Below are 20460 nucleotides of genomic sequence, written 5' to 3'. Positions count from 1 at the left end.
CGGTCCTAGCTGTGCGTCCAGTCGGGTTGCAGCAGATCCGCCACCCGGGTTTCGCGGCCGAGAAGCACGACATCGCGGAATTGCAGCAGGATGGCGCCGGTCGGTGCGTGGATCGTCATCGAGTCGCCGATCCTGAGCTGCAGCAGCCGGGAGCCGTCCGGCCGGTCGACCCAGTGCGGCACATCGTCGGCCGCGAGCCGGTCGAGCCGCACGAAATGCACGGCGTGTACCTCGTCGTCGTTGGGATAGAGGGCGCCGGGATCGTCGAGCGCGACGACGAGGGGGGTGATCGCGAAACCGGACGCTGCCGGGAAGTCGTCGAGCCTGCCCAGGACACTCGTCGGCGGGGCGACCAGGCCGATCTCCTCGTGCAGTTCGCGTAATCCCGCCGCGACCGCCGTCTCGTCGCCGTCGACCCGGCCCCCGGGCAATGCCCATTGCCCTGCGTTGCGTCCCCGATAGGCGCGTTTGATCACGACCACGCACGGCTGCCCATCGTGTTCCAGCACACACAGCACAACGCTCGCACGTCGCATCCCGGGCACGTCGGCGACCGTTCGACACTCGAACTCGCGCAAGCGGGCCGCGGCGAGTTCCCGGAAATCCTGCACACTCATACCTCGATGGTGGCAGTACCGGCCCCGGCATGATCCGCCCGCCCCGCACGGACGGCAACCGATGCGCGGGACTACCCCTTCGCGGACTCGGTGCGCAGGTGCGTGCGCGCCCACTGCTCGAAGCTGGTGAGGGGGATGCCGAGGGCGGTGGCGTAGGCGGGTCGGCCGGGCTGGCCGGCCACGTTCAGCCATTCGAGTGCGGCGCCCATGGGCGGCATGCCGGCGGCGACCGCCTGTGCCACCGTCATGTTCGGAGCCTCCAACGGGATGCCGAGCACGCGGGACAGGGTGGCGGCGATCTCGGTCATCGATAGATAATCGCTCGCCAGCTCGAGCTCGACGCGGTCGAATCGTTCGGGCTCGGTGATCGCCGCCGCCGCCGCACGGCCGATGTCGTCGACCGCGACCAGCGACAGCCGGGTCTCCGGTGCCAGGACGCTCACCAGACCGCCGTCGACACCGCGGGGAAACATGTACCGCATGGACGGCAGGAAGTTCTCCATGAATGTGCCCGGCTTCAGTAAGGTCCAGCGCGGAAATCCGGCCGCGCGCAACGCATCCTGAATTGTGGCCTTGGCCGTCAGGGAGTCCTCGACGGCCCACCGGCCGGCGGCCCAGCCGGGAACGCCGGTGTGCTGACCGGCTCCGGTCACCGAGGTGTGCACGAACTGATCGACCCCCGCGATCCGTGCGCCGTCGATCAGAGTGACGCCTTGGGTGACCTCGCCGTCGAAATCGAAGCCGGCGTCGGTGAGGGCGGGCATCTGCACGGAGAACACCGCGCGGGCGCCGTCGGCCGCGCGGATCACCGACTCGCGGTCGTGCAGATCGCCGGTGACCAGCTCGGCTCCCAGTGATTCGACTTCCTTGGCGCGGTTGGTGTTTCGGTCGCGTACCAGGGCGCGGACGCGGACGCCCGCCGCGAGTAGCGCGCGGGCGGTGGCGCCGCCCTGCCGGCCGGTGGCGCCGGTGACCAGGACGGGTGCCGAAGCTGTGGACATGGTGTGCCTCTCGCTAAACGGCGGGGTCCGCCGTTTCTGTTTCGGCTACGATATGGCGGGGCCCGCCGTTTAGCAACCCGGGAGGTGACGCGATGCCCGAACGCCGACGTGCTGATGCTCGCCGCAACTACGCGCTGGTGCTGGCCGTAGCCGAGAAAGAAGTCGCGGCGCACGGGCCCGGGGCGTCGCTCGAGCAGATCGCGCGCGTGGCGGGAGTCGGGTCGGCGACGGTGCGGCGGCACTTTCCGACTCGTCGCGCGCTGCTGGAAGCGGTGTCGCGCACCCGGATCGACGCGCTGTGTGCCCGCGCGTACGAACTCGCCGACGCGCAGGACAGTCGCGGCGCACTGCTGGAGTGGTTGCGCGAAGTCGTCGCCTACTGTGTCGGCGCGCGCGGGCTGGCGGCCGCGTTGTCCTACGACAGCGCCGGATCGGATCCGGTGCACGACAACAGCTGTGGGGCCGCGCTGGAAGAGGCGGGCGAGCCGTTGCTGCGCCGCGCCGCGCGGGAGGGCGCGGTCGCGACCACGTTCACGGTGGCGGACCTGATCACCCTGATCGTGGGGATCGCGCTGGCGACCGAACACGGCGCCGACCCCGCCGCACAGGCGGACCGGCTGTTCGGGTTGGTCGTCGCGGGCTTGAGCCCGCAGCGGGCCTCGGCAGACGCCTCCCTGGTGCGGGCAGGGAAACGATGAGCCTGCGGCAATTCGAATACGCCCTCGCCGTCGCCGAGGAGGGCTCGGTCACTGCCGCGGCGGAACGACTGCACCTCGCGCAGCCGTCGATGTCGCAGCAGATCCGCACCGTGGAGCGCGAGCTCGGCGTGACGCTGTTCGACTACCGTCCCCGCCGCACCTGATCGAACGGGACGTCCCGGTCGGCGGCGTACTCGCGAGGCATGCCCAGCACCCGTTCGCTGATGATGTTGCGGGCCATCTCGGTGCTGCCGCCCGCGAGGCTCCAGGCCTGGCGGTAGAGGTACTCCTGGCCGGCTCGGCCGAGGCCGGGTTCGCCGTCGGCGCCGCCGGTCGCGGCGGCGGCGCCGGCGATGCGCACGGCGGCGTCGGCTTGCAACCACGAGTTGCGGGCGCTGAACAGGCGCACGATCGAACCGGCCGCGGGCGGCAGCTCGCCGGCGGCGATACGGGCGCCGACGTGGGCGATGAGCTGGTCGTGGACCAGATTCATCGCGTGCGCCTCGCCGATATCCTCCCGGACGCGGGCGTCGGCGAATTGCCCGGTGCGGCGGGCGATGTCGAGCAGGCCGCGCACGTCGCGGCCGCTGTGCCGGCCGACTCCGCTGGCATAGGGTGAGCCGCCGCCGACGGCGCTGCGTTCGTGCTGCAGCAGCCGGCTCGCCACCGCCCAGCCGCCGTCGACCTCGCCGACGACGGCATCGGCCGGGATCCGCACGTCGTCGAAGAACTCCTGGCAGAATTCGGTGGATCCGTCGACCTGAGTGATCCGGCGAATGGTCAATCCGGGGGTGTTCACCGGCACCAGGAACATCGTCAGCCCGGCGTGTTTGGGCACCTGCCAGTCGGTACGCGCCAGGCACAGCGCGTAATCGGCGGCGTAGGCGCCCGAACTCCAGATCTTGGAACCGTTGAGCACCCAGTCGTCGCCGTCACGATCGGCTCGAGTGGTGAGCCCGGCCAGATCGGATCCGCCGCGCGGTTCGGACAGGAACTGCACCAGCAACTCCGCACCGCGCAGCGCCGCGGCGATGTGGGTGCGCTTCTGCTCCTCGCTGCCCATGTCGAGAAGTGTTGCGGCGCAGATGGTCAGGGTCGGAATGTTGAGAGCCAGCGGCATCTCGTACGGGCGCGACTCCTCGGTGAAGGCCCGCTGATGGGCCGGGCTCAACCCCAGTCCGCCGTATTCGACGGGAAAGCAGATGCCGGCGAAGCCGCCGTCGTGGAGGATGCGTTGCAGTTCGCGTGCACGGGCCCACACCTGTGGTGACTTCTGCTCGCCCGAGCGGACCGGCGGCGCGGGCGGCAACGTGTCCCGCAACCAGCGCCGGGCGCGGTCACGGAAGCTGTCGACCGATTCGGTTGCGGCAGTGACGGATTCGGTGGTGCTCATGCGGGGATCGTCTCCAGCAGATCGGTGAGCCGGCGCCGGTGTTCGGCCGGGGTGCCGTAGAGGGCCCGGCCGAGCGTGACCCGGCGCAGATACAGGTGCAGATCGTGTTCCCAGGTGACGCCGAGCCCGCCGTGGATCTGCACGCATTCCTGCACGATCTCACCGGCCGTGGCACCGATGAAGGATTTCGCGACGCTGACGGCCTCGGCGGTGTTCGCGGTGTCGTCGCCGAAGCTCGCGGCCGCGGCCCAGGAGGTGGCCCGACACGCCTCGAGTGTGGTGGCGATATCGGCGGCTCGATGTTTGAGCGCCTGGTAGGAGGCGAGCGGACGGCCGAAAGTGTAGCGGTCGAACATCCACCGCACCGTGGCCTCGAAGGTCCGCTGCGCTGCTCCGGCCATTTCCGCGGCGCTCAGTGTGGCGGCGACGAGCAGCTGCTCCTCGGCGGCGGCCGCGGCGGCTTCGGGATCGCGGTGCACGACGGCGTCCGCGGCGACGGAGACGTCGTCGAAAACGACCGTGGCCGTGCGGCGCACGACGTCCAGCGTCCAGACCGGGGTGACCGTGACACCGGGGGCGTCCGTGGCGACGAGTAGTTGCACCGGGCCCTCGGGCCCCTGGGCGTCGACGACCAGCAGATCGGCTCGAGCGCCGTATTCGACGCGATCCTTCGCCCCGGACAGCCGGAATCCGGCACCGTCCGGCGTGGCCGCGGTCTCGAACGGAGCGAAGCGCAGACCGGCTCCGGGTTCGTAGTGGGCCCAGGTCGCGATCGCGGCTCCAGCGACGACGTCTGTGATCACCGTCTCGACATCGCCTGTGCTGCGGAGCAATCCGGCCAGTGCGGTATTCACCGCCAGCAGCGGCCCCGGCGCGCAGGCGCGCCCGAATTCCTCGGCGATCAGCGCCAGGTCGGCCATCGGAGTGCCCGATACCGCCCCGCCGCCGAGCCGTTCGGGGACCAGCGGTGCGGTCCAGCCCAGTTCGGCGCCGCGCCGCCACCAGTCCCGGTCGAAGCCGCCGGGGGAGTCGGCGAGGCGGCGCACCGTGTCCACGGGCACGGTGGCGGCGAGGAAGTCGCGGGTGGTGGTCCGCAACAGTCGTTGGTCGGCGGTGGGAGCGGCAGTCACGAATGTGGTCCTTACGCAGGGCCTCCCGCGAACCCGGTGAGGTGTGCGGATATCGAGTTCGCGGGAGGCGGGGCACCCATCGGCGGCGTCGAGAGGCCGGCGCGCCGCCGATGGGAGTGGTGGCCGGTCGACACCCCGGGGTGGCGACCGGAGTTTCTACAGCGGTTCCCAGAATGTGATCTGGGTGGCCCTCGGATCGATCGCGGGGCTGAGGGTGGATCTGCCCTCGGCCGAGTTGGCGCGCAACTGTTCGAAGACCGCCTCGGCGTCGCCGTCGATCTCGTAGACCGCGAGATACCGGTGGGTGGCGCCCTGCCCCTCGAGCTGCGGGGCCCGATAGCGCGAACACGAGCGGATGCCCTCGATCCGCAGCAGTTCGGGAATGTGCACCTCGGTGTACCAGGTGTTGTATTCGTCGTCCATCCCCTCGCGCGGGGTGGAGAAGACCAGCATCTGCATGGTGTGGACCTAACGATAAGAGCTGGGGGACAACCGGATTCGTGCGCTCACGCGCGCTGGGCGTACAGTTCGGCCCATTCCTTGCGCGGCCGGACGGTGAGGTCGACATCGGCGGCCTGGGCGCGCAGCGCGCCGACGGTCGCCTGCTCACGCGGGATGTGCGCGAACGGGTCCCAGTTCAGGAAGCGGCAGGCGTTCTGCCAGGTGATCTTGTCGATATCGGCGTCGTCGGCGCCCGCGGCCTCGAGTTCGGCCAGGACGAATTCCGGGGCGTCGGGCCACAGCGAATCCGAATGCGGGTAGTCGCATTCCCACGCGATGATGTCGATGCCGATGTCGTGGCGCAGCTTCAACGAGGTCTTGTCGGTGACGTAGCAGGCCATGACGTGCTCGCGGAACACGTCCGAGGGCATCTTGCCGCCGAAGTCGCGGCGCAGCCACTTCTGGTTGGTGTAGTGGCGGTCCGAGCGGTCGAGGAAATACGGGATCCAGCCGATGCCGCCTTCGGACAGCGCCACCTTCAGTCCCGGATAGCTGCGCAACGCCGGACCCCACAGCAGATCCTGGATCGCGATCTGGGACACGCTGGGCGCCAGCACCATCAGATTGTCGATCGGCGCGTCCGGGGCCATGCGCAGGGCACCGAAACCGGGGCCGATGTGCAGGTTCATCACCAGCCCGGTGTCGGCGAGCGCCGCGAACACCGGACCCCAGTGCTCGATGTCGTGATAGGAGGGGTGGCCCTCCACGTGCGGGATCTCCGACATGGTGACGCCGTGAAATCCCTTGGCGGCCACCCGCTCGATCTCCGCCACCGCCAGTTGCGGATCCCACAGCGGCAGAATGGCATTCGGGATGAACCGGCCCGGGTAGGTGGCGCACCACTCGTCGATGTGCCAGTTGTTGTAGGCCTGGATCATCGCGACGGTGATCTCGTCCTTGAACTGGCTCAGGTGGCCCGCGCTGAAGCCGGCGAAGGTCGGGAAGCACATCGAGGCGAACACCCCGTTGGCGTTCATGTCCCGCACCCGGTCGTGAATGTCGTAGACGCCCGGCCGCATCTCGGCGTAGCGGGTGGGATTCTTGTCCCATTCCTCCTTGGGCCAGCCGACGACCGCGTTCAGGCCGGTGACACCGACCGGCCGGCCGCGATAGGTCCACTGATCGATGCCCTGGTCGTTGGTGAGCAGTCGCGGCACGTACTCGGCGTACTTCGTCGGCGTATGCCGGTCGAACATGTCGGCCGGCTCGACCACATGGTCGTCGATGCTGACCAGGATCATGTCATCGGTATTCATGAGGTTCCTCGTGCTGGTGCGGACGGCGGCGGCCCACTGCGGCGGGCGAAGGAGGAGATGCGCAATCTCTGTTATGGAGAATCATACTCTCCGATTCGTCTGGGACGATACACCCGATTCGGCGCTGGTACGGCAAACTTCGGCGATGGGCCCGAACTGTCGATCGGCGGCGCACGTCCCGACTCCTGGCACCTGGTCGACCACGCCCTCGACCGCCGCGGCGCGATCCGAGCCGCCCCTCCGGACGGCTCCGATCCCGCGGCCGGGCGCATCGACGTGGGCGCCGGCGGTAGCGCACGCTCCTCGTGCTAGGGCGCGCGGTAGACGACCTGCCCGGCGACGATCGTGGCGGCCACGGGCGGCGAGTCGAGCGCATCGCCGAGTTCGGCGGGCGGGACCTGGAGCAACGTCAGGTCGGCGTTGTGGCCCGGGGCGAGCGTGCGGGGAATGTGCGGCCCGGCGGCGGTGCCGAAGAACAACGACAGCGCGGTGGCCGGCGACAGCGCCTCGGCGGCCGCGCGGCCGAGCCCGCGATCGGTGGCGGCGCGCACCACCGCCCACGGATCCGGATCGCCGAACGGCGCGTCGGTGCCCGCCGCCACCCCGACGCCCGCGGCGAGTAGCGAACCGAGCCGCCACAGATCGGGCCGGTCCTCGACGGGGACCTCGCGCGCGTACTGGGCGGCGCGCTCGATCAGGAAATGCGGCTGGGTGATCACCGGAATGCCGTTGCGGCGCAACCAGGTCAGCACCTCGGCCGGCACGACGGCGCCGTGTTCGATGCGGTCGCCGGGCACCACGCCCGCCAGGTCGAAGGCGGCCATGGTCAGAATCAGCTGCACCCGCGTGACACAGTGCACCGCCGCGGCCCGGCCCGCACCGTGCAGCCGGCGCAGCCGCACGACGAAATCGTCGAGGTCGGGCAGGGCGGTGTCGTCGAGCAGAATTTTGGTGGGGCCCAGACGGAATCGCTCGACGTGCGGATCCTCGATGTCGGGCTCGGCCATGCAGTAGACACGTTGCACGATGCGCCCGTCCAGCACGGCGGCGGCGAGAGTGCCGACCTCGGGACGAGTGAGATCCGGTGTGGCATCGGTGAATCCGGTGATTCCCCGCCTCGCTGCCGCCGCCGAGATCGGTGCCGGATCGGGCGCCAGGCAACCGAGCCGGTCGCCGAGCCAGGTGTCCATCCGCCACAACCGGCCCGTGGCCCGGCCCCGCGAATCACGTTCCACTCCCGGCAGCGGACAGTTGTCGACATCGAGTAGGGCGCAGGCGCTGGAGTCGAGGATCCACAGCGCGCCGGAACGATGCTGCACCCGCACCGGCCGGCCCACCTCCATGCGGTCCAGCGCCCACCGGTCGATGGCCCCGGCGACGTCGTCGTGGTAGTCCACGGCCCGGAGCCAGGCGTGTCCCGGCGTTCGGCGCGCGGCGTCGCGCAAACGGTCGGCCAGTGCACGGGCCCCGCGAATCCGGTCCGGCCCCACCGGAATCGACTCCGAGCGAGCGGCCAGTGCGCGCAGATGGATGTGGTGGTCGTGCAGGCCCGGCACCAGCCACCGGCCGCGTGCGTCGATATCCTCCTCGTCGGCCCGGGGCCGCAGGGCGCGCCCGCATTCGGTGATGGTGCCGCGTTCGCAGCGGATATCGGTGTGGGCACTACCGAAGACGACGGCATTGCGGATCAGCATGCGATACCACCCGGAAATGGGGAGGCGGCGCGGGCCCGCGCGGAGCGCGGGGACAGGATGGCCTGAGTGGTCGCGGTGTGCGCGCACCGGACCTGCCAGCGCCCGTCGTGAGTGAAGACCCGGTGCGGGCCCGGGCAGCGTGGTGGCGCGGCGGCGAAGGCGGCCGTGACCGCGCGCATCGAGACGTCGGCCAGGACTCCGCCCCCGGCTCGCGCGGCCGCGCAGACCGCCAGCGCCGCGGCGATTCCCGACAACGGGTCGCCGATCGCATCCGCACAGAACACCGGCATGCCGTGTCCGGTGCCGACCAGCCCGCCGGCGACGGCGGCGTCGTCGCCGAAAGCCACCCGCATCGGCTCGGACCGGCCGTATCCGGTGAGGCCGACCCAGATCTGGCCGGGCCGCAGCCCGCGCCGGTCGGGCCCGAGCCCCAGTTGCGCCAGCGCGCGCGGCCGCGACGCTTCGATCACGATATCCGCGGCCGCCAGCAGTGCCGCCAATTCCGTTCGGCCGGAATCGGTTCGGAAGTCGACCGTGCGAAATTCGTGTCCGGCGTGCAGCGTGTCGAAGAAGTGGTGATCCGCGCGCGCACCGTCGGGCCGGTGCGGACTCTCCACTTTGATCACCCGCGCCCCGGCGCGGCCGAGGATGTGGGCGCACAGCGGGCCCGCCCACATCGAGGACAGGTCCACCACCAGCCGGCCGGTCAGTTCGCGCCGGGGCGTCGGCGCCGCCAGCCGGGACAGCCGCCACGGCGGAGTGCACGGATCGGCCGTCGCGTCGGCCGGCGGAAGGGCGGCGGCCGGGACGCCGAGCAGCTGGACCCGGTCGGCGAGAGCGGCCGCGGTGACGTGAACGGCGAACTGCGCCAGCGATTTCCAGTGGTCGTCGGCACGATGGGTGCCGATGATCGCGGGCACGGCCGCGATATCGTCGGCGCGGGACAGCGTCAGGGCGCACCAGCCGTCGGCGGTGCGCAGCAGGCGGGTGGACCCGCCCGCCGACCGCGTGCCGGCGCGCCGGAACCCGTGGTCGACGGCGCGCGCGGTGAGCAGCGGACCGGGGGCCAGGACGACGGCACGGCCCAGCGCGGCGGTGGCGCGCGCGAGCAGGCCCAGAGCGTCACCCAGCCGTGCGAAGGCGGGAGCGGGGGAGATGTCGGGCGGCCCGCCCGCGGGACCGGTGAGGTCCATGGCCCCCGACGCCGCCCAACCGCGGACCTCGCACCCGGACGGGGGCGTGTCGGCCGCGCGTGGCGGCCAGCATTGGGATACCCGATGCGGCGGCGGGACCGGTGGGGACTGTGCGGCTGGGTGATTCATCTCGGACCTCCTCGGCGAGCGGTGTGCGCGGCCGTCGCTACGACGGCCCGCCGGTGGGCTCGATGCGATCCACCAGACCCCAGCGCAGGGCGGTGTCGACGTCGATGGTGGCGCCGGTGAGCATCGCCCAGGCGGCACGCCAGCGCCCGATCCGGCGCGGCACGCTCACCGTGCCTCCCGCACCCGGGACCAGACCCATACCGACCTCCGGGAAGCGAAACCAGGTGCCCGGCGCCGCGGTGACGATGCCGCCGAACGCGGCGATCTCGGCGCCCGCGCCGACACAGGCGCCGTGGGTGTCGATGCGCAACCGGGCGGACAGGCGGTCCAGCACTCGCCACGGCGCTCGGTCCAGGCGCACCAGATAGGCCGCCACCGGGTCTGTCGCACAACCGAATTCGTCGAGATCACCGCCGCTGCAGAAGGCCGGTCCCGCGCCCGCGAGGCGCACGGAGGTGATGGTGGGGTCGGCCTCGGCCACCTGTGCGGCCGCGAGCAATCCCTCGCGCAGGCCTGCGCTGAGCGCGTTGCGGCGACGCGGACGATTCAGCACGATGGCGAGTTCGCCACCCGAGCGGTCGATCCGCACCAGTTCGCCGGACTCGCCGTCCGGAACGCGGGCGGGTCCGCGAGCGGCCAGCCACGCGCGGAATTCCGTGCCGCCCAGCAGCATCGAGTAGACCGCCGCTTCGGCGGCCAGCGCCGGGAGGGTGGGCAGCGCGGGCGTCCGACGCAGCAGGTGACCGCAGGCCAGCGCCGCCCGGGGCGCGTGATCGACGGCCGCGGCGAGTATCTCGACCGCGGCGGTGCGATCGGTCACGGTGACCACGCGCCGATCGCGATGCGGGGACTCGCTGACCGCGACGGTCGCCGCATCGAGGATCGGATGCAAGCGGGCGGGGACCGTGTCGCCGACGACGGCGACGGTGAGTGCCGCTGCGGCGGCGATCGAGGCGGCGACATCGGCGATGTGGCCGCGACTCGAGTGCCGTAGTCCGTCGACGTCGACGACCGTGAGCGGCTGGTGTGGTTTCCCGTCGCGGTCCAGGCTCAGGTCGGCGAATCGCAGGTCTGTGTCACCAGCGCTGGTGGTCATCGTCACCGCCGTTCTGTGAGGCCGCGAGCATTCGCGGGCAACCGGATTCGCACACGGGAACCGCATCAGCCGTCCCGATTCCCGTGCGCTTGCGCTGCGGCGCCCCGCGCCGGCTCCCGGGGGCGTCCGGATCCCGGGGGCTCCGTGCGTGGAACGTGTTACCGCAGTTGGTCTTTCATCACCTTTCCGGTCGCGTTGAGGGGTAATTCGTCCAGGAACACCACCGCGCGCGGCGCCTTGTACCCGGCCATGTTCTCGCGACTCCAAGCGATGAGCTCGGCCTCGGTCAGCGGCGCCCGCGTGACGACGAACGCCTTGCCGACCTGACCCAACCGCTCGTCGGGGATACCGATCACCGCCGCCTGCACGACCGCCGGATGCCCCAGCAGAAGGCCCTCGATCTCGGCGGGGTAGGCGTTGAAGCCGCCGACGATGAACATGTCCTTCTTCCGTCCGATGATCCGCAACCGGCCGCCCTCGTCCACGGTGCCCAGATCGCCGGTGTGCAGCCAGCCCTCGGCGTCGATCGCCTCCGCGGTGGCCGCTGGATCGTCGAGATAACCCTGCATGACGGTGTAGCCACGCAGCAGCACCTCGCTGTCGGCGGCGATGCGGATTTCCACGCCGTCGCATGGTGTTCCGGCGGTCGTCGCGATCTGCTCGAAGGTGTCGCCCGGGCGCGACGCGGTCGCGGTCCCCGCCTCGGTCAGCCCGTATCCGGTCATGATCGACCGGAACGGCAGTTCGGTCTTCACCCGGCGGATCAGCTCCACCGGGATGTCGGCCGCGCCGGTGACCGCGGACCGCAGCGACGACAGGTCGTAGCGTCCGCGCGCCTCCAGCAGCGAGTGGTAGAGGGTGGGCGGACCGGGCAGCATCGTGATCCGTTCGCGCGCAACGAGTTCGCAGACGCGGTCCACATCGAACACCGGTACCGGCAGGATCGTGGCCCCGCGGATGAACGACGCCAGCACGCCGGCCTTGTAGCCGAAGGTGTGGAAGAACGGATTGACCGCCAGATAGCGGTCGCCCGCACGCAGATCCGCCAGCTCACACCATTCGGTGTAGAGCCGTAAATTCTGGCGATGGTTCATCATCACGCCCTTGGGGCGGCCGGTGGTCCCGGAGGTGTAGATGATGTCGGAGATGTCGGTCCCGGCAACCTCGCGTTCGAAAGGTGAACCGCTGGACAGGAATTCGGAGGCGAGGTCGATCGCCGGCACACCCGCGGGCCCGCTGAGCTCGCGCCCGAGGAATCCCTGCTGGACCAGCAGGAGCTTGGCGCCGCTGCGGCCGATCACATCGGCCGCCTCGGCCGCCTGGAAGCGCGTGTTCACCGGGACGAGCACCCCGCCCGCGGTGAGCAGGCCGAAGGCGGCCACGATCCAGTCGGCGGAATTGGGCGCCCAGATCGCCACCCGGTCGCCCTTGCCGACCCCGGCCTCCGCGAAAGCGCCCGCGGCGCGGCGCACCCGGTCGACGAGTTCGGTGTAGCTCAGCCGCAGGTCGCCGTCGACGACCGCCTCGGCGTCACCGAAGCGGTCGGCGGAGGCGGCGACCATCTGCGGGATGGTTTCCCAGCTCATGCTGCGTCCTCTGCGGTATGCCGCCCGCGCGCCGCACCGCTCATACCTTCAGCAGCCTGGCCAGGTTGCCACCCATGATCTTCTCCTGATCGGCCAGCGGCATATCTTTGATCTCGTTGATGTAGCGGGCGGGTTCGGCCAGGCCTTCGGGGTGCGGGTAGTCCGAGCCGAACAGCACGTTCTCCACACCGATCAGGTCGGCGATGGCCTGCAGATCCTCTTCCCAGAACGGGCTGACGTGGATGCTGCGCTTGACCGCCTCGACCGGATCCTGAAAACCGAAGCCCTCCGGCGCCTTCTTGTAGGTGTCGTGCAGGTTCTCGAGCAGCGGGGCCAGCCAGGAGGCGCCGTTCTCGATGACGGCCACCTTCAGCTCGGGGTGGCGGAACAGCGCGCCGTGGCACACCCACGACGCCACGGCGTCCTGGATCGGACGCCATTCGGTGGTCATCCGGAAGGTATTCGTCTGGAACGGCAGCATCTCCAGGCTGCTGCCCTCCCATTCGGCGTTGAACCGCGAATAGCCGCTGTCGGAGGAGTGCATCGTGACGAGGACGTCGTGCTCGACCACGCGCTTCCAGAACGGATCGAATTCCGGCAGGGCGAACGAGCGCGGCCCGCGCAGACCCGGAACCGGCGCCGGGCGCACCAGAATCGCCTTGGCGCCGTGTTCGACACACCAGTCGAGCTCCTCGATCGCCTTGTCCACGATCGGCAGGCTCACCACCGGCACGGTGAAGATGCGGTCCTGGTAGGTGAAACCCCACTCCTCGAGCAGCCACTGATTGAGCGAATGCACCACGGCGTGAATGAGATCGGGGTGATGGCGCATGCGCTCCTCGATGAGGCTGGCCAGCGTCGGGAACATCAGCGTGCGGTCGAGCTGGAGTTCGTTCATGAGCTCGAGGCGCGGGCCCGGCTCGTGGAACGCGGGAATCGAACGCATCGGCTTACCGAAGATCTCCCGGCGGCTCTTACCCTCGGGATTGCCGTTCTTGAAGTACTCCTCCATCGCGCCGGGCCGCGCGACCACCTCGAAGGTGGGGTTGGGGATGTACTCGCTGATCTGGCCGAGAACCGCGATCTTGGTGCGGCCGCCCAGTTCCACGTACTGGATGGCGCCCTCGAATTCCTTCGGCAGGTACCGGGTGAGGGCCTCTTTGGTTTCGTACAGGTGGTTATCGGCGTCGAAGAGCTGATACGGCAGCTCGATCTTCGTCATAAGAGTCTCCTTAGTTCGTTATGAGAATCATATTCTCAGTTTTTGCGCGTGGCAACGGCCTGCCCGGCGACGGCGGCCCGCACGCGGTACTTCTGGACCTTGCCGCTCGGAGTGCGGGGAAAGTCGTCGACGACGTGCAGTTCCTCGGGCCACTTCTGCTTGGCCAGCCCGGCCGCTGCCAGATGCGCCCGCACGTCGGCCAGCGTCGGAGGGGTGCCGCCGGGCCGCACCCGCACCACCGCGGCGGCATGTTCTACGAGTCGCGCATCGGGTGCGGCGACGACCACCGCTTCGGCGACCGCGGGCATGCGATGCAGAACGTCTTCGACCTCGACCGCGCTGATGTTCTCGCCGCCCCGGATGATCAGGTCGGTGGTGCGGTCGGTGATGGTGAGATAGCCGTCCTCATCGAGGTGGCCGACATCGCCGGTGCGGTACCAGCCCTCGTCGTCGAATGCGGCGGCGGTCAGTTCCGGATCGGTGTAACCCAGGCACAGATCCGGTCCGCGACTGTAGATCTCACCGTCGTCGGACAGCCGGATCTCCACGCCGGGTAGCGGGCAGCCGTCGGTGTAGAGGCGCTTGTCCTGCGGATCGGTGCAGTCGGAGCCGGTGATGGACGGATGTTCGGTACTGCCGTAGGCGCGGTAGGCGATGATGCCGAGATCGGTGAGGCGGGTGGTCACCGCGGCCGGCACCGAACTTCCGCCCAGCCCCGCGTATTTCATCTGCCGCAGATGCGCGTCGGTGAACGACGGATGATCGAGCAGGCTGGTCAGGTAGTAGGGCACACCGCCCGCCACGGTGGCGCCGACATCCGACATCAGCGCCAGGATCCGGCCGGGATCCCATACGTCGACCAGGTTGATCTCCGTTCCGTCGAGCACCGGGATGAGCAGGGCGTTGACCATGCCGATGAAATGCCCGACCGGTGCGGCGGTGAGCTGGGCGCCCAGGTCGGGCGGGTAATGCGCACTGAGCTGGCGCGTTTCGAAGCCGAGGGTGCGATGGCTGTGGACCACGCCCTTCGGGTCGCGGGTGGTGCCGGAGGTGAAGGCGATCAGCGCGGGGGAGTCCGGTGCGACCGTGACGATTCCGGGCATCGGCGCGTTGTCGAGCAGGGTGTCGAAGTCGCGCCCCACCACGCCGACGATCGGCACCTGATCGCACAGATCGGGCTGAAATGCCATGGCGCCGAAGCGTTCCGCGGTGACGAACACCTTCGGGCGCACGGCGTCGAGGATGTAACCGAGTTCCTTGCGGCCGTAGAAGTGCACGATCGGCACCAGGGTGGCCCCGAGGAACGAGGCGGCCCAGAACGTGGCCGCGGCCTCCATCCAGTTGGGGAGCTGGAAGGCGACCACATCGCCCGGGCCCACACCGCGGCGGCGCAATCCGGCAGCGAGCCGGCGGGCGATGTGCTCGACCTCACGCACCGTGCCCGACCAGGGACGCAGCTGGGAATGCACCCGGAACGGGACCTCGGGTGCCCCGGCCAGGCCCCGCGCCAGCATCTCCCCCAGGGATTCGCGCGTCCACCATCCGCGCGCCTCGTACCGATCGACCAACTGCTGCGGGATCTTTCGCATGGCTCAGCTCCAATGCCCGACGACGTGGGGAAGGCCGGGTGTCCGGACCCGAATACGGAGATGATATTCTCAGATTCGGAGAAGCAACATATCCAGAATGGAGAACGTAGGATGGTCGACCTCGAAGTGGACGGCGGGATCGCGGTACTGACCATCAACCGTCCGCAGGCGCGCAATGCCATCGCACCGGAGACGATGGACCAGCTCGACGCCGCGATCGACGCCGCGGCCGGAGCCCGGGTGCTGGTCGTGCGCGGTGCGGGAGAGCGCGCGTTCGTCTCCGGCGGAGATCTCAAGCAGCTGGCCGCGATTCGCACCGAGGAAGGTGCGGCCCGGATGGCATGGCGGATGCGCGGCATCTGCGATCGGCTGGCCGCGTTCCCGGCGCCGGTGATCGCGGCGCTCAACGGTCACGCCCTCGGCGGCGGCGCGGAATTCGCGGTGGCGGCCGATATCCGGATCGCCGCCGACGACATCACCATCGGGTTCAATCAAGTGGCGCTGGCGATCATGCCGGCCTGGGGCGGGGCCGAACGGCTCACCCTCTTGGTCGGGCGCAGCCGTGCCCTGCTGCTGGCCGGAACGGGCACCGTGCTGTCCGCCGCGGAAGCCGAGTGGTACGGCCTCATCGACCGGGTGGTGCCGCGAGCGGATTTCGAGCAGGAGTGGCGCGCCCTGGCCGCCGGGCTGGCGCATCCGGCATCGGCGCCGATCAAGCGGGTGGTGTCCGGCGTTACACCCTCGGAGGCAGTGGAATCCTTTGCCCGGCTGTGGGTTTCGGATGCGCACTGGGAAGCCGCGGATCGGGTGCTGAACCGCGGTTCTGCCAACGGCGCGACGACGCGGAGTTAGGGCCGAAACGGCGGTCAGGTGAGTGGTCGTCCTCGTCGGCGCGGTAGTGGCCGAGTCGGGCTTGGTGTTGTCGGCGGCGCCAGCTCGGTCATGCTGGATGTGATCGGCGGGGCGTCTGTGATGGAAGACCAGATGAGCGAGCAGGCGCCGGATCTCCGGTAGCGCGAAAGTGAACATGCCTTCGTCATGAACTCCGAGTCCCCTTTTGTGGCAACGGCTTTGGATACGTCGACCCCGGCCGGAGCGGTCGGCGTGCAGCCTCACCCACCCGCGACGACGGTGGCCAGGGTCTTCTTGACGGCCTCAGTGACCGGTAGTTCCTCGGTCAGGGCAGCCCAGGTGTAGGCATCGTGTTCTGTGAGCCGAACGGGGTCGGACGCGACGCAGTCGACCGCGAAATTGAACTGGCGGCTGGGTTTTCCGCTTGCCGAGGTGTAGTCGAACGAATCGAGGTAGCGGCCTATCGCTGTCATGGTCAGGCCGGTCTCTTCGGCGACCTCCCGGGTAAGAGCGTCGCCAAGGTTTTCGCCCGGTTCGACCTTCCCACTGGGCAGTTCCCAAATACCGCCCATGAAGTCATCACCGGGGCGGCGGAGTAGCAGTACACGGTCCTCGCGTTGGATGACTGCGCCGACGACCAGCTGCACGACTCCGTCTCGTTCGGCGGTAGTGATGAGGTCCTCGATGAGGTTGGTCACGGTGGTCATCCTCTCAGGTGGCAGGCGTGCTGGGCTACCTTGGTAATCGCGTCGATGTAGTCGTCCACCACGGGCAGGTCCTGCTCTCGGTGCCAGACGGGCAGCTTCACGGTGTTCTGATGGATTCGTTCCGCGTTCGGGAATTCACCGGGCCTGTAGGAGAATTCGCCGCCGTATCCAGGGAAGAGTGGACCAGGGTTTTGAAAAAGCTCCAGCAGGTTGAGCGGACAGGTCGAACCTGGACGATCGATCTCACGGCATCCCTCGGCGAGTACCGCCCGGTGGAACTGTTCGATCGGAAGACCGTCGAGTTCCTCCGCACGATAGTGAAGGGCAAGCCCGTACCAGGCCGACCGGACATCTGCACCAGGTTGGGGTACAGCGATTCCCGGTACTTCTTCGAGCCGGTTGCAGATGTGGGTGGCGATCCGTTGGCGGCCCAGGAGATAGTCATCGAGGCGCGACAGCTGGTCGAGAGCGATCGCGGCAGCCAAAGGGTGGATGCGGTGTTTGAGGCCCATCCCAGTCACCGCGTAGCGGTGTAAAGAGTGGTGTTCGGGTATCTCGGTCCGGCATCTTTTGTTGTACTGACCGTGCAGGAGCAGTCGATAGTACAGATGCTCGTCGTCGGTGAGCACGAATCCACCTTCCCCGGCAGATAGAGGTTTGGGCCCGTTCATACTGAACGCCGCGGCGCGACCGAATGCACCGACCTTCCGCCCGCTGACGGTCGCGCCGTGAGCGTGGGAGCCGTCTTCGAGTACAGACAGCCCGTAGGTTTCGGCGAGGCCAAGGATACTGCGAATCTGCGCTGGCATACCCCACATGTGTGTGACGGCAATGGCTTTCGTCTTCTCAGTGATCTGTCGCGGAAGTTCGCGCGGATCGAGGTTTCCCATGTCGTCGCAGTCCGCCAGAATAGGGACGGCTCCGAGGTGCAGCAGTGGTGTGGCGGTGGCGAAGAAGGTGTAGGCGGGAACGATTACTTCATCACCGGGAGCGATCCCGCATGCCGCGTACATGGAGTACAGCGCCGCTGTCCCCGAGCTTGTCGATACCGCGTATCGCACCCCGAAGTATTCAGCAAGCATGTCTTCAAGTTTCGCGATGACGCCGGAGCGGTCGTAGATGGAGATGGAGCAGTCCAGCTGAGAAAGAACCGATTTCCGCGTTGCGTCATCGAGGGGCGGCCACTGGAAATGTGGACTCTGATCGTCGATGACGGGGGCGCCGCCGAGTATCGCCAGAGTTGGGTTCATCGGATGTCCTTCGGGTTGACTGGAATTCTGGTGCGCGCCGCCTCGTAGCACGCGGTAATGAACCGCATGTGCGCGAGGTGTTCGCGAGGCCCACTGAGATTCGGACGCTCGCCGGCAACAACCCGCTGGAAATAGTCGATCTGCGTCGCGGCCGCCGAGGGCCATGCCTGTTCCCGGACAAGGGATTCGACGGGTGTGCCGTCGTTGGTCAGGCGGCTGACTCGCCCGCGTTCGAGGTGAACGATTCCCCCGGAGCCAACCAGACGTAGTTCTTCTGTCTTCGGACCGATGAACCGTGACAGCAGCATCGACCCGTAGAGGCCGCTGTCGTAGGAGAAGTGGATCATGGCGGTGTCCTCGGCGTCGTAATGCCGATCGAGGCGAGCCGCGACCGATAAGTCTGCAGTGACGAGATCAGGCAGGCCGAAGTACCACAGCACCAGGTCGATCAAGTGGTAGCCCATGTCGATGACGCATCCGCCGCCGGCAGCAGCGACATCTCCTCGCCAGCCTTCGGAAGGATCGTCGACATGGATCGTGTAGCGAGCGTCGACGACGAAAGGCGTTCCCACACGGTCCGCCAGTTGCGGGAAGCTGGCATAGATCGGGTTGAACCTGCGCTGCAGGGTAACCATCAATTCGATACCAGCCTCATCGCACAGCTGCGCCAAATCGCGAGCTTCGGAAAGCGTTGTGGCGAAGGGCTTTTCCTTCAGCACGTGCACGCGGTTCGCTGCGGCCGCCTCGATGACACTTCGACCGGCCGCGTGCGGTACACACACCACGACAATGTCCAGGTCCTCAGATCGCATCATCGCACCCGCATCGGTATACCCCGGGACCTTCTGCAGGTATTGTTGTTCTCGCGCAATTTCCGGAACGTCGTCGCAGACTGCAACCAGATCTGCCGTAGCACACGCCAATATCCCAGGAATGTGATCGTCGCGCGCCTGCGCGCCCAATCCGACAACTCCCGCACGTAGCCTCGTGGGCGAGAACGCGGTGTGACTGGGCTGGCCGCACAGATCAGTGGTCTTCGGTCTGGGCGGACTTTCGTACCGGCGACCGTAACCGAGCATCTTCATCGACCTGCCCTATCCAACTGACCGATGCCTGTCGCCGCCGCGGCGATGAGTACCCCTGCCCCGGCCTCACACCACAACCTCGCCTCCGCTGCTTGCCTCACGGCTTCAGGCACGGTCAGATGGTCGACAGTCGGCACGACGACATGGCGACATTCAGCGCGCCGCAACTCGGCGATAAGCGCATCCAACGCTGCTCTGCCCCAGCGGCGTTCGTGAAACACCATGCCCAGGTCGTATTCTTCACGGTGTGCGAACGACCGGATACGTCTCTCGCACTCGCCGATGCGCTCACCGGCTACATCCAACCGTAGATAGCCGTACAGAAGTGGTTTCACTGTTCTTCTTTCCTTTCAACGGAAATCCGCTGCGAATCGGATTGATGAATGCACCCAGCGTCGCTCGCAAGCAAGGATTCCCAGAGGGCAGATTGCCGGGCAGATTGCGGCGAGCGGTTCCGCGATCGACGGCGCAGTGGTTGTCTTGGATCAGTCGACCGAAGGGGGGCCGTATGCCGAGTCCGAATCTCAAACTGCAGCAGCGCCGGGAAGCCACCGCCTCGCCGTCTGTCCCAAGGCGTTCGATGAGCCGCCGGGAATTGGCCGAGGCGGTCAACTCCTTTCTGTGGCGCAGCCAGGGATTGCGGCGAGAGATAGACGCCCACACGATCGCCCGCTATGAACGTGGCGCGGTGCGGTGGCCCGGCAAGGACTACCGCACCGCGCTCTGCGCGGTACTCGGTGCCACCGCGGCGGAGCTCGGATTCGTCGCCGACAGGCGGCGGAACCAGGTCGCCGCCCACCGCGATGTTCTCGCGGTTGATCTGATGAGCCCATTCGATCTGGAGACCATCCCGGACGATTACCTGCCCGTACCGGGAAGTGCGGTGCGGGTGGGATGGTCCGACGTCGAGAAGGTTCGAGAGATCGCCCGCAGCGCGGCGTCTCTGGAGAACGTTCGTGGGGGCGGCCCGGCGGCCGATACCGCGACCCGGCACCTGCGTGCCCTCACTCCTCTACTCCACGGCGTCGCAGCCCCGGCGGCCCGCCAAGCTCTGCTCGAGGCGATCGGCAACCTAGCCGGTATCAGCGCATACTCCGCATTCGACATCGCCGATCACACCGCGGCCGAACGGCAGTTCCGCTTCGCCCTGTGGTGCGCAGACGCGGCCGGGTCGTGGGAACTCCGGGCGGCGACCTTGGCCGACATGGCCCGCAAGACGGCGTACATCGGCAACGCCGACGGTGCCTTGTCGCTTATCGAACTGGCGCAGGTCCGATCTGACCGTCTCGCGTACACCACCCGTGCCATGCTGGGCACCATGCGCGCGCAAATTCTGTCGACGCTCGGCCGCACGGATGAAGCACTGTCCGAGGTCTCGCGCGCGGACGAATATTTCGCCGCTCGAACGCCTGAGTTCGACAGGCCCTGGATGTGCTACTACGACGAAGCCGAACATCTAGG

20 protein-coding genes are annotated in these 20460 nt (G+C 68.4%); 4 read left to right on the top strand and 16 right to left on the bottom strand.

What is annotated here, in order from left to right; all coding sequences use genetic code 11:
* Nucleotides 1–5 precede the first annotated feature (5 nt).
* Both NMI01S_RS29215 and NMI01S_RS29210 read right to left on the bottom strand, forming a co-directional pair.
* A complete protein-coding gene (locus tag NMI01S_RS29215; protein WP_063001936.1) occupies nt 6–617 on the bottom strand; it encodes an NUDIX hydrolase in 612 nt (203 codons plus the stop codon).
* Between the two features lie 71 nt (nt 618–688).
* Nucleotides 689–1618 (bottom strand): NmrA/HSCARG family protein, encoded by a 930-nt coding sequence (locus tag NMI01S_RS29210; protein ID WP_063001935.1) that lies wholly within the window; start codon nt 1616–1618, stop codon nt 689–691.
* 92 nt (nt 1619–1710) lie between these two features.
* On the opposite strand from NMI01S_RS29210, the gene NMI01S_RS29205 reads away from it, so the two are divergent.
* Both NMI01S_RS29205 and NMI01S_RS34490 read left to right on the top strand, forming a co-directional pair.
* Nucleotides 1711–2316, top strand: coding sequence for a TetR/AcrR family transcriptional regulator (locus NMI01S_RS29205; RefSeq protein WP_063001934.1), 606 nt, complete (start codon nt 1711–1713; stop codon nt 2314–2316).
* Nucleotides 2313–2480 (top strand): LysR family transcriptional regulator, encoded by a 168-nt coding sequence (locus NMI01S_RS34490; protein WP_439956312.1) that lies wholly within the window; start codon nt 2313–2315, stop codon nt 2478–2480. The genes NMI01S_RS29205 and NMI01S_RS34490 overlap by 4 nt, the downstream gene beginning before the upstream one ends.
* Here NMI01S_RS34490 and NMI01S_RS29200 read toward each other — a convergent pair.
* The 10 genes from NMI01S_RS29200 to NMI01S_RS29150 all read right to left on the bottom strand — a co-directional run bounded on the left by NMI01S_RS29200 (nt 2459) and on the right by NMI01S_RS29150 (nt 15105).
* Complete coding sequence (locus tag NMI01S_RS29200) at nt 2459–3709, bottom strand: acyl-CoA dehydrogenase family protein (protein ID WP_063001933.1); 1251 nt, start codon at nt 3707–3709, stop codon at nt 2459–2461. The two genes, NMI01S_RS34490 and NMI01S_RS29200, sit on opposite strands and share 22 nt — an antisense overlap.
* Entirely contained in the window at nt 3706–4839 is a 1134-nt protein-coding gene (locus tag NMI01S_RS29195) for an acyl-CoA dehydrogenase family protein (protein WP_063001932.1), read from the bottom strand. The genes NMI01S_RS29200 and NMI01S_RS29195 overlap by 4 nt, the downstream gene beginning before the upstream one ends.
* 156 nt (nt 4840–4995) lie before the next feature.
* Nucleotides 4996–5298, bottom strand: coding sequence for an EthD domain-containing protein (locus NMI01S_RS29190; RefSeq protein WP_063001931.1), 303 nt, complete (start codon nt 5296–5298; stop codon nt 4996–4998).
* A 47-nt stretch (nt 5299–5345) separates the two neighbouring features.
* Nucleotides 5346–6596, bottom strand: coding sequence for an amidohydrolase family protein (locus NMI01S_RS29185; RefSeq protein ID WP_063001930.1), 1251 nt, complete (start codon nt 6594–6596; stop codon nt 5346–5348).
* A gap of 308 nt (nt 6597–6904) precedes the next feature.
* Entirely contained in the window at nt 6905–8290 is a 1386-nt protein-coding gene (locus NMI01S_RS29175) for an amidohydrolase family protein (protein ID WP_063001928.1), read from the bottom strand.
* Nucleotides 8284–9483: a CoA transferase gene (locus NMI01S_RS29170; RefSeq protein WP_063001927.1), complete on the bottom strand. Its 1200-nt coding sequence runs from the start codon at nt 9481–9483 to the stop codon at nt 8284–8286. The genes NMI01S_RS29175 and NMI01S_RS29170 overlap by 7 nt, the downstream gene beginning before the upstream one ends.
* Nucleotides 9484–9649: 166 nt before the next feature.
* Nucleotides 9650–10708, bottom strand: coding sequence for an enoyl-CoA hydratase/isomerase family protein (locus tag NMI01S_RS29165; protein WP_063002088.1), 1059 nt, complete (start codon nt 10706–10708; stop codon nt 9650–9652).
* A 158-nt stretch (nt 10709–10866) separates the two neighbouring features.
* Complete coding sequence (locus tag NMI01S_RS29160) at nt 10867–12294, bottom strand: FadD3 family acyl-CoA ligase (RefSeq protein WP_063001926.1); 1428 nt, start codon at nt 12292–12294, stop codon at nt 10867–10869.
* A 40-nt stretch (nt 12295–12334) separates the two neighbouring features.
* A complete protein-coding gene (locus NMI01S_RS29155) occupies nt 12335–13516 on the bottom strand; it encodes an amidohydrolase family protein (protein ID WP_063001925.1) in 1182 nt (393 codons plus the stop codon).
* A 35-nt stretch (nt 13517–13551) separates the two neighbouring features.
* On the bottom strand, nt 13552–15105 hold the full coding sequence (locus NMI01S_RS29150; protein WP_063001924.1) for an AMP-binding protein: 1554 nt from the start codon (nt 15103–15105) through the stop codon (nt 13552–13554).
* A gap of 111 nt (nt 15106–15216) precedes the next feature.
* On the opposite strand from NMI01S_RS29150, the gene NMI01S_RS29145 reads away from it, so the two are divergent.
* Nucleotides 15217–15957 carry an enoyl-CoA hydratase/isomerase family protein gene (locus NMI01S_RS29145; protein WP_063001923.1) on the top strand — a complete coding sequence of 247 codons (741 nt, stop codon included), beginning with the start codon at nt 15217–15219 and terminating at the stop codon, nt 15955–15957.
* 260 nt (nt 15958–16217) lie between these two features.
* Here the strand turns inward: NMI01S_RS29145 and NMI01S_RS29140 are convergent, their stop codons facing one another.
* The 4 genes from NMI01S_RS29140 to NMI01S_RS35150 are packed head-to-tail and all read right to left on the bottom strand — an operon-like array spanning nt 16218 to nt 19334.
* Nucleotides 16218–16655 (bottom strand): NUDIX domain-containing protein, encoded by a 438-nt coding sequence (locus NMI01S_RS29140; RefSeq protein ID WP_218021148.1) that lies wholly within the window; start codon nt 16653–16655, stop codon nt 16218–16220.
* A gap of 5 nt (nt 16656–16660) precedes the next feature.
* Nucleotides 16661–17914, bottom strand: a complete 1254-nt coding sequence (locus tag NMI01S_RS29135; RefSeq protein ID WP_063001921.1) for a DegT/DnrJ/EryC1/StrS family aminotransferase — start codon at nt 17912–17914, stop codon at nt 16661–16663.
* On the bottom strand, nt 17911–18993 hold the full coding sequence (locus NMI01S_RS29130) for a Gfo/Idh/MocA family protein (RefSeq protein WP_084513385.1): 1083 nt from the start codon (nt 18991–18993) through the stop codon (nt 17911–17913). The genes NMI01S_RS29135 and NMI01S_RS29130 overlap by 4 nt, the downstream gene beginning before the upstream one ends.
* 2 nt (nt 18994–18995) lie before the next feature.
* Complete coding sequence (locus NMI01S_RS35150) at nt 18996–19334, bottom strand: hypothetical protein (protein ID WP_157126430.1); 339 nt, start codon at nt 19332–19334, stop codon at nt 18996–18998.
* Nucleotides 19335–19579: 245 nt separating this feature from the next.
* On the opposite strand from NMI01S_RS35150, the gene NMI01S_RS29120 reads away from it, so the two are divergent.
* The coding region (locus tag NMI01S_RS29120; protein WP_157126429.1) for an NsdA family TPR-like regulatory protein at nt 19580–20460 on the top strand (881 nt) is incomplete at its 3' end.

The sequence above is a fragment of the Nocardia mikamii NBRC 108933 genome, from assembly GCF_001613505.1.
Classification (GTDB): Bacteria; Actinomycetota; Actinomycetes; order Mycobacteriales; family Mycobacteriaceae; genus Nocardia; species Nocardia mikamii.
The sequence above is the reverse complement of the archived record's forward strand: the minus strand, read 5'-3'. Positions and strand labels throughout refer to the sequence as shown.